The organism is Plantactinospora alkalitolerans (assembly GCF_015690345.1).
In the GTDB taxonomy this organism is placed as follows: Bacteria; Actinomycetota; Actinomycetes; order Mycobacteriales; family Micromonosporaceae; genus Plantactinospora; species Plantactinospora alkalitolerans.
In genome coordinates, this window is sequence record NZ_JADPUN010000181.1 from 1 (window position 1) to 14,414 (window position 14,414).

General features: G+C 70.3%; 16 protein-coding genes and 2 pseudogenes. 8 read left to right on the plus strand and 10 right to left on the minus strand.

The window, feature by feature from the left end; all coding sequences use genetic code 11:
* A pseudogene (locus I0C86_RS45735) lies at window positions 1–407 on the plus strand (transposase); the annotation flags it as partial.
* A gap of 233 nt (window positions 408–640) precedes the next feature.
* Here the strand turns inward: I0C86_RS45735 and I0C86_RS19505 are convergent.
* Window positions 641–1,528 carry a hypothetical protein gene (locus tag I0C86_RS19505; protein WP_196202693.1) on the minus strand — a complete coding sequence of 296 codons (888 nt, stop codon included), beginning with the start codon at window positions 1,526–1,528 and terminating at the stop codon, window positions 641–643.
* A 506-nt stretch (window positions 1,529–2,034) separates the two neighbouring features.
* Between I0C86_RS19505 and I0C86_RS19510 the strand changes: the two genes are divergently transcribed.
* From I0C86_RS19510 to I0C86_RS19520, 3 genes are all read left to right on the plus strand, one after another.
* Window positions 2,035–2,250, plus strand: a complete 216-nt coding sequence (locus tag I0C86_RS19510; RefSeq protein ID WP_196202694.1) for a hypothetical protein — start codon at window positions 2,035–2,037, stop codon at window positions 2,248–2,250.
* An 11-nt stretch (window positions 2,251–2,261) separates the two neighbouring features.
* Entirely contained in the window at window positions 2,262–2,612 is a 351-nt protein-coding gene (locus I0C86_RS19515; protein WP_196202695.1) for a hypothetical protein, read from the plus strand.
* A 154-nt stretch (window positions 2,613–2,766) separates the two neighbouring features.
* A complete protein-coding gene (locus I0C86_RS19520) occupies window positions 2,767–3,609 on the plus strand; it encodes a hypothetical protein (RefSeq protein WP_196202696.1) in 843 nt (280 codons plus the stop codon).
* Between the two features lie 46 nt (window positions 3,610–3,655).
* On the opposite strand, the gene I0C86_RS19525 is transcribed toward I0C86_RS19520, so the two are convergent.
* From I0C86_RS19525 to I0C86_RS19560, 8 genes are all read right to left on the minus strand, one after another.
* Complete coding sequence (locus I0C86_RS19525) at window positions 3,656–4,135, minus strand: YcxB family protein (RefSeq protein ID WP_196202697.1); 480 nt, start codon at window positions 4,133–4,135, stop codon at window positions 3,656–3,658.
* A gap of 109 nt (window positions 4,136–4,244) precedes the next feature.
* On the minus strand, window positions 4,245–4,787 hold the full coding sequence (locus tag I0C86_RS19530) for a GNAT family N-acetyltransferase (protein ID WP_323373730.1): 543 nt from the start codon (window positions 4,785–4,787) through the stop codon (window positions 4,245–4,247).
* Window positions 4,784–5,302, minus strand: a complete 519-nt coding sequence (locus tag I0C86_RS19535; RefSeq protein ID WP_196202699.1) for a hypothetical protein — start codon at window positions 5,300–5,302, stop codon at window positions 4,784–4,786. Before I0C86_RS19535 ends, I0C86_RS19530 begins: the two co-directional genes overlap by 4 nt.
* A gap of 193 nt (window positions 5,303–5,495) precedes the next feature.
* Window positions 5,496–6,557 carry an ABC transporter ATP-binding protein gene (locus tag I0C86_RS19540; protein ID WP_196202707.1) on the minus strand — a complete coding sequence of 354 codons (1,062 nt, stop codon included), beginning with the start codon at window positions 6,555–6,557 and terminating at the stop codon, window positions 5,496–5,498.
* 119 nt (window positions 6,558–6,676) lie between these two features.
* Entirely contained in the window at window positions 6,677–7,528 is an 852-nt protein-coding gene (locus I0C86_RS19545; protein WP_196202700.1) for an ABC transporter permease, read from the minus strand.
* A gap of 3 nt (window positions 7,529–7,531) precedes the next feature.
* Window positions 7,532–8,329 (minus strand): molybdate ABC transporter substrate-binding protein, encoded by a 798-nt coding sequence (gene modA, locus I0C86_RS19550; protein WP_196202701.1) that lies wholly within the window; start codon window positions 8,327–8,329, stop codon window positions 7,532–7,534.
* Entirely contained in the window at window positions 8,326–8,751 is a 426-nt protein-coding gene (locus I0C86_RS19555; RefSeq protein ID WP_196202702.1) for a TOBE domain-containing protein, read from the minus strand. The genes modA and I0C86_RS19555 overlap by 4 nt, the downstream gene beginning before the upstream one ends.
* Window positions 8,752–8,857: 106 nt before the next feature.
* Window positions 8,858–11,146, minus strand: coding sequence for an LLM class flavin-dependent oxidoreductase (locus I0C86_RS19560; RefSeq protein WP_196202703.1), 2,289 nt, complete (start codon window positions 11,144–11,146; stop codon window positions 8,858–8,860).
* 109 nt (window positions 11,147–11,255) lie between these two features.
* On the opposite strand from I0C86_RS19560, the gene I0C86_RS19565 reads away from it, so the two are divergent.
* The 4 genes from I0C86_RS19565 to I0C86_RS19580 all read left to right on the plus strand — a co-directional run bounded on the left by I0C86_RS19565 (window position 11,256) and on the right by I0C86_RS19580 (window position 14,120).
* Entirely contained in the window at window positions 11,256–11,789 is a 534-nt protein-coding gene (locus I0C86_RS19565) for a MarR family winged helix-turn-helix transcriptional regulator (protein ID WP_230394428.1), read from the plus strand.
* Window positions 11,790–11,981: 192 nt separating this feature from the next.
* Window positions 11,982–12,830 (plus strand): SDR family oxidoreductase, encoded by an 849-nt coding sequence (locus tag I0C86_RS19570; protein WP_196202704.1) that lies wholly within the window; start codon window positions 11,982–11,984, stop codon window positions 12,828–12,830.
* Window positions 12,831–12,847: 17 nt separating this feature from the next.
* The gene (locus I0C86_RS19575; RefSeq protein ID WP_196202705.1) at window positions 12,848–13,171 is read left to right on the plus strand and encodes a plasmid stabilization protein; all 324 of its coding nucleotides are present in this window, start codon (window positions 12,848–12,850) and stop codon (window positions 13,169–13,171) included.
* Between the two features lie 31 nt (window positions 13,172–13,202).
* Entirely contained in the window at window positions 13,203–14,120 is a 918-nt protein-coding gene (locus I0C86_RS19580) for a carbohydrate kinase family protein (RefSeq protein WP_196202706.1), read from the plus strand.
* Here the strand turns inward: I0C86_RS19580 and I0C86_RS19585 are convergent.
* A pseudogene (locus tag I0C86_RS19585) lies at window positions 14,117–14,414 on the minus strand (hypothetical protein); the annotation flags it as partial. The gene I0C86_RS19580 and the pseudogene I0C86_RS19585 overlap by 4 nt on opposite strands.

Consider the following 14,414-nt stretch of genomic DNA (forward strand, 5'->3'; position numbering starts at 1 on the left):
TGGCGAACCCCAAGATCGGCGAACGCGAGGTACTGGCCGCGATGCTGGAAGCCGACGCCGGGGTGATCGCCTAACACGACGGCATCCTGCTCATCTCGGACAAGGGCTTCGCCTCCAAACCGTTCGAGCGGCAACTCGCTGCCCAGGGCATCGAGCTGCTGCGACCGTCCCGCAAGCGGGAGAAGGCCCACTACGGCGAACCGATGCTCAAGAAGGTCCGCCAACTCATCGAGTCGGTCAACGACACCCTCAAAGGCCAACTCGACCTGGAAGAACACGGCGGACGGACCTTCGAGGGCGTCGCGGTCCGAGTCGCCCAACGCCTGCTGGCCATGGCCGCCGCGATCTGGCACAACAACAAGACCGGCGCACCCGTCACCCGGTCACTGATCGCCTACGACCACTGATCCATTCGGAACTACTCGTCTAGGGCGGGCCTGGGAACAGACGGGGTTGCACCTGTAGCTCGACCGGCGGGTGTCTGCATGGATGTGCGGCGGGAGCTGGCGGCCCTGTCGGGTGGTATCCGGTCCGATGGGGTGGGGTCGGCGTAGAACCATGTATGGATGGCGGGATTGCGCGATGAGGCGCTGCAGGACGAGGTCGAGTGCATACCGGGCGGCGAAGGTATCGTGCGGTGCTAACCGTCGAAGTGGGTCCAGGGGAGGTCGACGCTGCGTAGTGGGCGCAGGAAGGCGCCGTGGCGAGCTCCTACCGTGACGAAGGATTCGCTGTCGTAGCGGGAGACGGCGGCGACGATTCCAGGCGCGACGTGGAAGGTGCCACCGGCAAGCCAGCCCGCCGGTTGCAACGGCACGAGCTGCAGTCGGTCTGTCAGCAGGCGGATCAGAGCCGGGTCGGCGGCGGCGGTCGCGGTCACCGGCGTGGCCGCGGCGGCCTCGGACAAACTGAATTGCAGTAGGAAGCCGCTCAACGGTTCCGGTTCGACGGGCCGGTCATCGTCGTAGCCGACGGCGGGATCCGGGACGGTCGGCTCCATGAGCCAGTGGAAGCAGCCCTGGCTATCCGCGCCGAAGACGTACCAGCCGTCCGGTCCGTCGGCGGAGATGCGGTCGGAGGTAAAGACCTCGTCCCAGCGGCCGAGTAGGGCCCGGCGGCCGGCGACGGCCCGGTAGAACTCGCGCAGCGGGTCCGGAACGGCGAGATCAGAGCGGCCCGGCCCGTACGGCTTGCTGGGCACGTCGGCGTACCAGGTGGCGAGAAATTGGCGCAGCGCGGCGACCCGATCGTGTGGTACCAGGTCGAGCCAGCTCAGATCTCTCCAGGCGGCGGCATACCCGGGGTGGGGCTGGGTGCCGCGTACCGCGTCCAGCGCGTCGAACGGCAACTGTTCGACGAGCCGCCAGGTGTGAATCTTTGTACCGTCGGGGCGCTTGACGCCACGTTCACCGGGGCCGCGGCTAAGGTGGGCGTAATCGGCCCATATATCGGTTTTCTCGAGCGGTGGTTTGATCCGTCCGAGTGGTACGCACCCGGCGGGCAGCCGGGCGAAAGCCAGCGTTGGCACGTCGTCGGCCAGTCCGTCTCCAGGAAGGGAAATGGGGAGACCAGCGTCAATTCGTGGCGGCCCTGGACGCCGCTGCTTCCCGGACGGTCACCCGCGTCGACGACTACCACCATGGCATCCGGGCCGATGGCGTAGGTGACCCTTTCCGCCTGATACACCCGGCTCCCCGCACCCGCTGCTGCTATCGCTTCCGACTCCGAACCCAGTATCAAGAGCCCTCCCGACGGTTCCGCCGCAGCGTACCGGCCACCACCGACGAACTCGATCCTTTGCCTGAGCCACCGCACACTGGCACAGATTCCCGGTATTTCCAGATGACGCACTCAATTCGGCGGCTGTCCAAACAGTTTTCGACTGGGTCACCGCGCTGATCAACAATCCTCGGCTAAGGATGATGCCGCCGTGCGCGCAAATCTGTGTCGTATTTCTTCCATCCCCCACCACCGAACCGGTCGCGATCGGCGAACCGACGGCTCGCGCCGGTCCGCGCAGCGGTGGACGGGCCGATGACCGGCCGGCCCGTGGTCGTCACCTGCCCGAGCTGCGACGGGCTGACCCTCACGGTCGGCGCCTGCCTCTGTGTCGGGTACGGCAATCGGATGCTGGTCACCGACGATCCGGCGCCTCTGCAGCCGTACCAGGAATGTCGGGTCTGTCACGGCATCGGCCCGGTCGCGAGCGGTGCGGACAACGCGGCCAGCGGCGGGCGCAGCTCGTGCTGACGGTGGCCAACGTGGACACCGAGAGGTCGCCTCGGCCACTGTCGTCGCCGTCGGGCCGGCCGACCCTGGCCGGGGCGATCGCCTACGCCCTCGACTACCTGGGAAGCGTGCTGGCCGAGGCGGTACCGGACGATCCCGGTCAGCCGATCGGGGCGCCGCAGGCGTCGATGTCGGTCGCGGTCGCCGACCTGGAACCATTACTGCTTCGGATCGGCGCGCGTCATCCCGGAAAGTGGCTGACCGTCCGCTTCGACGCGACGGGCTGCCGGATCGACCTGCGTGAGCAGGGGAACGTTCGCCACATGGCTACCGCCGCCGACCTGACTGGCGCACTGGTTGCTCTCGGTTTGGTGGCTACCTGACCAGCGATCGGTCCCCGTCAGTCCACATTGCTAGGTAGTCTGCCTCCGCTACCGATGGTCGGCCGTTCATCGAGGCCTCGCGGGGCGGTCGAACTTTGGCCGTAACACCGTTCCGTTCCGAATTTCCTTCGCAATGTGGGGATGGTTGGGCTTGTTGAGTGCTGTCGATCTCGTCCGGGTGGGGTCGGAGCTGCTGGCCGCGGAGGAATCCCAGACCACGCCGCTGATCACGCTCGGGCTGCCGCTGTTGGCGGTGGCCCTCAGTCCGCTGACGGCCTGGCTGACCTTCGAGTTCGTTCGGAAGCGTGAGCTGGCCGAGACCATGCGGCACGAGTTGACGCGTGACACCGAACTGGCGACGCAGGCCGAGGCCCGTAGCCGGCGGGAAACGGTTCGCCGGGAGACCCTGAAGTGGACGACCCCGATCCTGATGTCCACCGACGAGTTGAACAGTCGGCTGGGCAACCTTCTTGAGGGCGGCGCGTATCCGGCACTCGACGCCAACTGGCGCAGGCCCGAGGCTTGGTCGATGTCACACGGCTACCTCTACAGTTCGACGCTGTATCTGTTCTCCGCATACTTCAGCTACGTCGAGTTGCTGCGCCGCTCACTCAACTTCGAGCTGTTTCGCTCGCAGGAGGACAAGAACCTGCTCTTCCACGGGCTTGACGCGGTGGCGTCGACGTTGGCGTCGTATCCGGCGCCCTGGTCATCCGGGGGACGGGACGCGCAGGTCTTCCGGTTGCAGCAGCGGGCCATCGGTGAGCTGATGTTTGTCGACGGCGTGGACGGTCCGACCTGTCTGACCCTCGCCGATTTCACCGAACGCCTGGCCGAGGACCGCTTCCTTCGCCAGTTGGCGCCGTTGCGGGAGCTGATCGACGGCCTCGCGCCCGTGCAGGGCGACTGCCGGTGGCAGCGACTCGCGGCAACCCGGCAGGCGTTGACCGCGTTGTCGGGAACCTGTCGGCAGTTGCTTGCCGCCGTCGCCGATTGACGGCCGACAACGCCGTAGCGTCACAGCCGAATGGGCACCAGGCCCGTCATTTGCCGGCCGGGTGCAGCCCGGCGACGAACGCGACGAACTGGGTCCGCTGCTCCTCGGTCATCGGGTGCTTCGGGATCGTGATCGCCTGGATTTTGCCGAACATGACGTACCAGGCCTCGGGGGTGTCGACGATGCGGTCGAGGCCGGCCCACCGGAACCGCGACTCGGCGAGCGGGTAGGTCATCGTGACCCACTCGTCGTCCAGCGTCATGTGAAAGCCGTCCTTGATGACGTTGGACTGCATGCGCATCGATCGGGCCACCGTGATCGGCGCGATCGCGACGACGAACACCAGCCCGAGGGCCACAGCCACATAGGCCACCGAGGCCGTGGGTTCCAGTGCCACCAGGCCGAGGCCGAGGACGAACAGCACGCCGCCCAGGATGCGGACGAGCCTCATCTGCGGGCGGAGGATGAACTGGATTGTGCGCCGCAGCCGCTTTTCGTCGTAGGCGACCCACATCGAGATCTGCATCGCCGCATCCTAGATCCCGGATCTGCCACCTCCCGCCGCACCTTCCGCACCGAGGCGATCCGACTCGCGTCGGCGGCGGTCCGCCGACCCGCCCGCCCGTCGGGCTGGATCAGGCGACCGAGGCGGAGATCGACTTACGCATCCGGACCAGCCGTACGGGGGTGCCGCCGGCCGGATCCTCGACCTGCTCGACGGGTACGAACCCGGCGGCCTCGTACAGCGGTCGACCCGACAGCGTGGCCATGAGTTCGAGGACGTCGAACCCCTCGGCAGCGGCGGCGGCCTCGCAGAGCGAGAGGATCAGCCGGCCGACGCCCCGCCGGGCGAACCGGGGATCCGTGTACATCGCCCGGACCTTGGCGGGGTCACGGGCGGGATCCAGCAGCGCCGGGTCGCGGCCCTGGGAGTGGTCGCCGCCGTAGAGGGTGGCCCGGCGGCTCCAGCCGCCGCAGCCCACGATCTGCCCGTCCGACTCGACCACGAAGTAGGTCCCGTCGTCGATGAGCTGGGTGTCGATGCCCATGATCGAGCGGCTCGACTCGATCTGCGCGTCGTCGAGGAACCCCTTCTGCAACTCCGCTATCGCCGCCGCGATCAGCGGCAGCAGGACGGGCAGGTCCGCCCGGCGGGCGAGACGACTCGTCAAGGTCACGGCTTCTCCCCAACGGGTGGCGCGGTCAGAGGCGGCCATTCAACCACCACGACTTCCGGTCGCGTCGATGTCGCCGGGGCCGGTTTGCGCAGGAAATAACCGCGGGCCATCCGTGGCCCGGTCAGGGCCAGCAGCGCGGCAACGGACGCCGCCACGACACCGGCACCGGCAAGGGGAACCCCGCCGTGCAGCACGGTGATGAGCAGGAGCAGACCGCCGAACAGGATCGTGAACGGCAGCATCACGAGACTTCCGATCCAGGCCCACAACCGGCCGTGCCACACCTGATGGGCGAGCACCAGGACAAGCAGCGCGAAGACCAGCACGATCGCGTTGAGCACCAGGAACACCGCGCGGGCGCCGGAACTCCAGTCATCCTGAGCCAGGTTCACCAGCACGCCGTACGCGACCCGGCCGACGCCGAGCAGGCCGACGATCGCGAGCAGGCCCGCGCCGATCTTTAGCGCCCGTGGCCTGTGTCGCTCCTGGCTGGCAGGCGCGTCTCCGTACGACATCCAACGGCTCCTCAAGGGTCAGCGAAGATCGGGGACGCGACACGCGGGGATCGTAGGGTTCGCTGTCAATGCCCGTGGCCAGGGCGACGTCGCAACGGCCGGCAACCACCTCCGCCGACTCGACAGGGTCAGGGCTTCTTCCCAGGTGCGATCTGCGGGACCGGCCATTCAAGGGCCCTCGCCGATGACGGTCTCAGCAGGCGGGGCCGGCGGGATAGGCATGGGTCTCGGCGGCCTTGACGGCCGCCCAGACGGTGTGGCCGGGTACGAGGTCCAGCCGTGCGGCGGCGACCGGGGTGATGTCGGCGGCCACCTCGATCGGCCCGGTGAGCTGGATCCGGAGGTTGTCACCGTGCCGCTGGATCCCGGTGATGGTGGCTGGCCAGGTGTTCCGGGGACTGCCGTCGGGGCGGTGCGGGTGCAGCGCGACGGCGGAGGGCCGGAACGCGACGAAGGCGTCACCGTCGTGCTGGTCGGCGGCGGTGAGCCGGAACCCGTCCTCGAGCACGACCGTGTTTCCGCTCGCCCGGCCCCGGTAGAGGTTGAGTCCGACGAGCCGGGCGACGTACTCGGTCCGGGGTTGGGCGGTGATGGTGGCCGCGTCGCCCTCCTGTACGACCCGACCCTGCTCCAGGATGACGAGCCGGTCGGCCAGGACGAGGGCGTCGAGTGGATCGTGGGTGACCAGTAGTGAGGCCCCCGGATGCCGGGCGAGGTGGTGTTGCAGTTGGGCGCGCATGTCGAGGCGGGTACGGGCGTCGAGGGCGGCGAGTGGCTCGTCGAGGAGCAGCAGCGCCGGATCCACCGCGAGGGCACGGGCCAGCGCCACCCGCTGGGCCTGCCCACCGGAGAGTTGCCGGGGTTTGCGGCGGGCCTGCTCGGCCAGCCCGACCCGGGCGAGCCAGCCGGCCGCCTGCTGCCGGGCGCCGCGCCGGTCGGCGCCGTGCCGGCGGGGCCCGAACGCCACGTTGTCCAGCGCGGTCAGGTGCGGGAACAGCAGATAGTCCTGGAAGACCATCCCGATCCGGCGCCGCTCGGTGGGGATCCACCGGCGCGTGTCGGGCCGGTCGAGGTCCTGGCCCGCCAGGGTGATGTGTCCGCCGGACAGCGGTGCCAGGCCGGCGAGGGTACGCAGCGCGGTCGTCTTGCCAGCGCCGTTCGGGCCGAGCAGCGCCACGACCTCGCCGGCACCGATCCGCAGCGGCAGGTCGAGGTGGAACCGGCCGACCTCGACGACCAGGTGCGCGTCGAGCATCGGCGTACCGGCATCGGTCGTGGCAGCATCGGGCGTGGCGGCATCGGTCGTACCTAGCTCGGGCGTACCAGCATCGGTCGTACCGGTATCGGGCGTCGCGGCTTCGCCGGTCCCGGCGGTCACGGGCTGGTGATCCATCGGTCCCGGAGACTGGCGAGGATGACCACGGAGACGGTCAACAGGAGAAGGCTGAGCACGATCGCGGCCTCCAGATCGGTCTCCAGCGCGAGGTAGACGGCGAGCGGCATCGTCTGGGTACGACCGGGAAAGTTGCCCGCGAACGTGATGGTGGCGCCGAACTCGCCGAGTGCGCGGGCCCAGCACAGCACCGCCCCGGCGGCGATGCCGGGCCCGATCAGCGGCAACGTGACGTGGGTGAACGTGGTCCAGCGGCCGGCGCCGAGGGTGGCGGCGGCCTCCTCGTAGCGGGTGTCGGCACCCCGGAGCGCCCCCTCGACGGCGATGATCAGGAAGGGCATCGCCACGAACGCCTCGGCGAGCACCACACCGGCGGTGGTGAACGGCAGCGTGATCCCGAAGGTGGAGTCGAGCCAGCCGCCGAGCAGTCCCCGGCGGCCGAACACCAGCAGCAGGGCGACGCCCCCGACGACGGGTGGCAGGACGAGTGGAACGGTGACGAGCGCGCGTACGACGCGTCGGCCGGGAAACCGGACCCGGGCGAGCAGCCACGCCAGCGGTACGCCGAGGGCCAGGCAGAGCAGCGTGGCGAGGGTGGCGGTCAGCAGCGACAGCCGCAGCGCGGTAAGTACGCCCGGTTCGGCGAGTCGTGTGGGCAGTGTCGTCCACGGCGTACGGGCCAGGAGCCCGGCGAGCGGCAGCACCAGGAACAGCAGGCCGAGGGTGGCCGGGACCAGCAGCGCGACCGGGATCCGGCCGGTACGCCGACGCCGTCGCGGCGATCGGCCCACCGCTGGCCGGGTCGCCGTGTCGGCGTGGTCGAGAAGGGACATCGGTTACGGGGCCTGGAATCCGGCGGCGGTCAGTACGCCCCGGCCGGCGTCGGAGAGCACGTGGCTGACGAACGCCCGCGCCGCCGCCGGATTGGCCGCGTCCTTCAGCACGATGATCGGATAGTCGTTGACCGCTCCGGCCGACTCGGGGAACTCGATCCCGTCGACCTCGGCCGCCCCGGCCTTCGCGTCGGTGCGGTAGACCAGCGCGGCGTCCACCTCGCCGAGCCTGACCTTCGCCAGCGCCGCCTTGACGTCCTGCTCCAGGGTGACCGGGGTGAGTTCCACTCCGGCGGCGTCGAGGGCCTTTCGGGCTGCCGCCCCGCACGGCACCTGTTCGGCGCAGAGCGCGACCTTCGCGTCGGGTCCGGTCAGATCCACCAGCCCGGTCACCCCGTCCGGGTTCCCCTTCGGTACGGCGATGACGAGCTGGTTCTTCACGAACGTCGTCGGCGTACCGTCGCCGTTGCCGGCGCCGGTGACGGTCTTCATGTTCGCGGGTGCGGCGGAGGCGAACACGTCCGCCGGGGCACCCTGGTTGATCTGGTTCGCCAGTGCCGAACTGCCGGCGAAGCTGAACGTGACCTTCACGCCGGGGTTCGCCGCCTCGAAGTTCCTGCCGATGGTCGTGAACGACTCGGTCAGCGACGCGGCCGCGAACACCGTCACCGTGCCGGTGATCCCCGGGTCGCCGCCGTCCGCCGGAGCGCCGCCGCTGTCGCTGTCGCCGCAGGCCGTGACCGCCAGCACCGCGAGTGCGGCGACCGCGACCAGGGCGGTACGGAAGGGTCGTGTTCTCACGACGTGCTCCGTGCCCTGCTGCCGGCGTTCGACGTGGGCCGTTCGACCACCACCGTGGTCGACTTGATCACCGCAACGGCGAGTGAGCCGACCGCCAGGCCGAGTTCGTCGACGGCTTCGCGGCTCATCAGCGACACCAGCCGGAACGGTCCGGCCTGGATGTCGACCTGCGCCATCACGGTGTCCTTGACCACGGCGGTGACGATGCCCCGAAGCCGGTTGCGTGCCGAGGACTCGTCCGCGCGATCCGCCGGCTCGGCGGCCTGGGCCCGGACGAACGCGGCGAGGGCGACCCCGTCGATCACCCGGTGCCCGTACTCGTCCCGGAACGCGGGGAGGCGTCCGGCGTCGATCCACCGTCGCATGGTGTCCGCGCTGACCCCGAGGAGTTCTGCGGCCTCGCCGATCCGAAACACCGTCACGACAGCCACCCTAGTACGTCGCAACTGCGAGGCATAACGAGCTGTCCGGCTCGCATCGTCGGCCGATATCCGACGTGAAGCCCGCACCTGCGGGCAAGCTCACCAGCTAGGACGATCCGGTGCCGCCAGTCGCCGGTGGGATGGGGAAGTTGCGGTTGAAGACGTTGTCGGGGTCGTACCTGGCCTTGAGCCGGCGGAGCCGACCGAGGGTGGGCTCGGGGAACGCGTCGAGGAGTCGCTGCGGGTCGGTGTCGCTCTCGAAGCTCAGGTACATCCCGTCGAGGTGTTCGTAGAGGTCGGACCAGAGCTTGTCGAGCCGGGCCCGGCGGTCCGGCACCGTGGCGGCGAGCAGGGAGAAGTTCTGCCGCCGGTGCGGGTAGGCGGTCGCGTCCCGGTGTACGTCGTTGACGGCGCCGCCGACCGAGCGGAGCTGCACGATCAGTACGTCGCCGGAGCGGATCATCGTCTCGACGGAGGCCGCGACCTCCGGGGTGATGTGCCGGAGCAGGCCGCTGTGGACGTCGTCCAGGCCCTGTCCGTGGTGCCGGTTGCGGGACGGGGCGACGATCGCCGGGTACGGCACCAGTTGCGCCTGCTGGTCGAGGATCGGGCCGATCTCCAGGAACGGGGTCAGCGCGCGCTCCGCCGCCTCGATGTCGTCTCCGGCGTAGACCAGGGTGACCCGGGCCACCGGCGGGTTCTGCCGACGGGCCGGAAAGAGCGAGAGGAAGCTGGTCAGTTCCCGGGGCGCGTCCTCGGCCAGCCGTCCCCAGCGGTGCAGCAGTTCGGCGGCCCGGGTCGCGTCGACGGCGAGCTGGGCGTGGACGACGTTGCCGACCTCGTACGCCTCCAGTTCCAGCGCGGTCACGACACCGAAGTTGCCGCCGGCGCCCCGGATCGCCCAGAACAGGTCGGGGTGGTGCTCCGCGTCGGCGCGTACCAGGGTGCCGTCGGCGAGCACGATCTCGGCGGCCACGACGTGGTCGATGGTCAGGCCGAACCTGCGGGCCAGGTATCCGATTCCGCCGGTGGTGGCGAGTCCGCCGACGCCGACGTCGCCGTAGTCTCCGGAACTCATCGCCAGCCCGGCCGGGGCGAGCGCCTGGGCGACCTCGCCCCAGCGGGCGCCGGGTTCGAGACGGATCCGTCGGGTCGCCCGGTCGAGCACCTCGACCCTGTTCATCCTCGACAGGTCGAGCACGATCCCACCGTCGTTGGTCGACCGGCCGCTGATGCCGTGGCCGCCGCTGCGTACCGAGAGGGGTACGTCCCGGGCGCGGGTGTACGTCACCGCGTCGACCACCTCGGCGGCGTCGCGGGGACGGAGCACGATCGCTGGTGAGCCCTGGCGGCTGTAGGTGTGTCGGACCCGCTCGTACTCGGGGTCGCCCGGCTGCACCGCACCGGCGGCCAGCGAGGTGGGAAGTGCGGCGTGGTCGGTCCCGGGTTGGCGCCGGGTCAGGGTGACCGTCGACCGGGTCGGCCCGGTCGGGGCGGTGGCCTTCGTACGCTCCCTCGCCACGGCCTCGCGCAGCGCGGGGGCGACCTCGTGGCCGAAGGTGGAGATGATGCGCGGGTCGTCCCGGCCGACGATGAACGCGCTGAACCCCTCGTCGAGGACGAGCGGAAGTAGCTGGTCGACCCACTGCTCGGGCGTGCCCCGCAGGAACCCGCCGTCGGTGGCGGAGAAGTCGATCTGGAAGAGGTTGAGCAGTCGCCGGATCTGCCGTGGGTCCCGTCCCGCCGCTGTCGCCGCCTCGTCGAGAAGACGGTTCGCGGTGACCCGGTCCGGGGACTTCAGGTACTCCAGGGTCGGTAGCCAGCCGTCGGCCTTGCTGCCGGTCAGCGCCAGCATCCGCGGCTTGTACGCACCCAGCCAGATGTCGATGTCGTGTGCCGGCGTCGGGCCACGACGCATGCCCGGCACCGGATGGTGCTCGCCCCGCAGCCGCAGCGGTCCTCGGGTCGAGGTGTCCCAGGCGCCGCGCAGGATGTCGATCGCCTCGCTCAACGCGGCCACGCTGTCGGCGGGGGAGAGCCGGCCACCGCCCATGCCCTCGATGGCATCCCAGAACGCTCCGGCGCCGAGGCCGAGTTCGAACCGTCCGCCGGAGAGCAGATCCAGGCTTGCGGCGGCCCGGGCCAGCACGGCCGGTGGCCGTAGCGGCAGGTTCAGCACGTTCGCCGAGACGCGTAGCCGCTCGGTGCGGGCGGCGACCCAGCTCAGCAGGGTCCAGGTGTCGAGGAGGTCGGGGTTGTAGGGGTGGTCCTGGAAGGTGGCCAGGTCCAGCCCGGCCGACTCGGTCAGCTCGGCCAGCGCCACGACCCGTTCCGGATCGTTGGCGGTCGGCGTGAGGAACGTGCCGAACAGGAGTTCATGGCCGTAATCGGGCATTGCCCTCTCCTTGCTCGAAGCGATAGTTGATGCGGCAAGAAGTCTATCCAGCAAATATTTTGTCGGCCAACTTATCTTGTGGCCAACAGATCGCTGCTAGGCTCGGACCATGTCCGCCGACGGAGACGACGACGCCCGACCGGTTGCCCGCCGATCGGCCACGAACCTCGGCTGGTCGCTCGGGATGGTGCTGCGCCGCTGGCACGAACGCGTCGAGGAGGAACTCCGGGACCTGCCGCACGGCAGCCGGGGCTACCACATCCTCACCGTGGTCGTACACGACGAGGTGCCGACCCAGGGCGCCCTCGCGACCCGGCTGGCGATCGACCGGAGCGTCCTGACGTACCTGATCGACGACCTGGAATCGGCCGGTCTGCTCGAACGGCAGTTGGATCCCCGCGACCGGCGGGCCCGGCGGATCGTCGCCACCGGGCGGGGGCGCGAGGCGCTGGCGGACGCCGAACGCCGGGTCTCGCTCGCCGAGCAGCACGTGCTCGCCGGGCTTCCGGAGGACCAGCGGAGCATGTTCCGGGACGCTGCCGGGCGCGCCGCGGAGGCGATCCACGCCGCCGCACCCGGCACGGATCCCTGCATCGCGGTGCAGGACGTCCTGGATCCCCCCGCCGAGCAGCGCGTTCCCTGACCCGGACCCACGCGGCCCCCCGGCGGCCGGAGATCGGGTTTAGTAGCCACCGGCCTGGGGCAGTTTGCCCGGTACCGGGCCGCTCTGCGGCCAAGGTGGAGATACTTCGGGTGCTCGTGCTCGCCGGCCCGACCGCAGGATCGCGAGGGACCTCACGCGAGGCGCGGCGCCCGACGGGAAAGGAGCAGCCTGATGTCGCAGGCCCAGCAGTCCGAACCGAGCCAGCAACCACCCGGCACCCTGGACGCGATGCGGCGCAAGCCCGATCACGGCGAGGACTCGTACCGGGGATCCGGCCGCCTCGCGGGCAAGAGAGCCGTCATCACCGGTGGTGACAGCGGTATCGGCCGGGCGGTCGCGATCTCGTTCGCCCGCGAGGGTGCCGACGTGTTGATCTCCTATCTGAGTGAGCACGACGACGCCCGGGAAACCGCCAAGTTCGTCGAGGAGGCGGGCCGGCGGGCCGTCCTCGTGCCGGGGGACGTCGGCGACGCGGCGATGTGCCGGACGATCGTCGACCGGGCGGTCGAGGAACTCGGAGGCATCGACGTACTCGTGAACAACGCCGCGTACCAGATGACGCACGAGACCGTCGAAGAGATCACCGACGAGGAGTGGCAGCGCACCTTCGACGTCAACATCACGGCGATGTTCCGGCTCGTGCAGGCGGCACTGCCCCATCTCGGCCCCGGGGCGTCGATCATCAACACCAGCTCCATCAACTCCGACATGCCCCGCCCGACGCTGTTGCCGTACGCGACCACCAAGGGCGCGATCGCGAACTTCACCGGCGGTCTCGCCCAACTGCTCGGCGACCGTGGCATCCGGGTCAACAGCGTCGCGCCAGGTCCGATCTGGACTCCGCTGATCCCGTCGACCATGCCGCCCGAGCACGTCGAGGAGTTCGGCAAGAACACTCCGCTGGGCCGCCCCGGGCAGCCGAAAGAGGTCGCACCCGCGTACGTCCTGCTCGCCTCCGACGAGGCCAGCTACATCTCGGGAGCGGTGATCCCGGTGACCGGCGGCAAGCCCATCCTCTGAAGAGAAAGGAGCCGGTCATGCCGGCAGGGTCCAGCCCGAAGAGGGAACGGCAGTACAAGCACATCAAGGCCAGCGCGAAGCAGCGCGGCGAGTCCACGAAGCGCGCCGAGGAGATCGCCGCGCGTACCGTGAACAAGGAACGCGCCCGCTCCGGCGAGGCGAAGACCGCCAGCAGGTTGTCCGTCAAGGACGTCTCGTCCGGCCACCGGGGCGGCAAGCGGTCCCACACCGGTGCGCAGGGCCGCACCAAGGCGCAGCTCTACAACGAGGCCAAGAGCCGGAACATCAAGGGCCGCTCGACCATGAGCAAGGCCCAACTGGAGAAGGCCCTGGCACGCTGAGGCCGTCCGGGCCTCCGCTACCGTGCCCACCATGTTCGACCTTCTTGTCGTCGGCGGGCTGGGCGTGGACATCCCGGTCCGGGTGCCGGAACTTCCGCTGCCGGCGGCCGACTCGATCATCGTGCCGCCGTTCGAGCCGAGAATCGGCAACACCGGCGCCGGGGTGGCGCTCGCCGCCGAGGCACTCGGGCTGCGGGTGGCCCTGGTCGACGTGATCGGCGAGGACGCTTCCGGCGAGGTGGTGCGGGCGGCGCTCGCCCGCACCACCATCCACCACGTGCTGCGCACCGATCCCCGGGGCACCCGGCGGTCGGTGCTGCTGCTCGACCCGGCCGGCGGCCGGACCTCCCTGCACGATCCCCGAGGGCCGTGGACCGGACCGCCGCCGTTCGCGCCGGAGGAGTTGACGGAGCTGGTCGGCGCCGCCGCGCACGTACACCTGTCGATCATGGATTGGGCACTCGGGCTGCTGCCGGGCCTGCCGGCCGGACCGGCGACGAGCCCACCGGTCTCGACCGACCTGCACGACTGGGACGGCCGGAACGACTACCACCGCCCGTTCGCCGCCGCCGCCGATCTGGTCTTCGTCAGCGGCGCGGCACTCGGGGACCGTGCCGAGCGGATGGCCCGCGAACTGATCACGGACGGTCGGCCCCGGACCGCCGTGGTCACCCTTGGAGCCCGGGGCGCGCTGCTGGTCGGCGCGGACGGCCCGCTGGTACGGGTACCGGCCGCCGGGCCGCCGGCCCCGGTGCGGGACAGCACGGGTGCCGGCGACGCCTTCGTGGCCGGGTACGTCGCGGCGGCCCGGTCGCCCGGAACGCCGCCGGCCGAGGCGGCCGGGTACGCGGCCCGGGTGGCCGCCGCCGCCTGCACCCACGACGGGCTGGAATATCCGGCCGGGCTGCTGCCGCCGCTCGTTCCCGACCCCGGTGGGCGGGCCGACTAGAGTTCGGCGACCACCAGGTCGAGTTGACGCGGCCGGCCGGCGACGGGCGGCTGCTCCTCGACGGTGTACTTCAGGTCACGCAACGCCTCGACCAGCTTGCCGGGGGAGCGTGGTGCCGCCCCGGCCAGCATCAGGTCCCGGACCAGCCGGCCCTTCGTCGCCTTGTTGAAGTGGCTGACCACCGACCGGCGGGTCTCGCCGTTCACCACCTGCTCGTGCAGCACCCGTACGGCCAGCGTCCGCTCGGCCAGTCGACCGGTGGGCCGCCACATCGCCGCGTACCCGCTGGAGCGC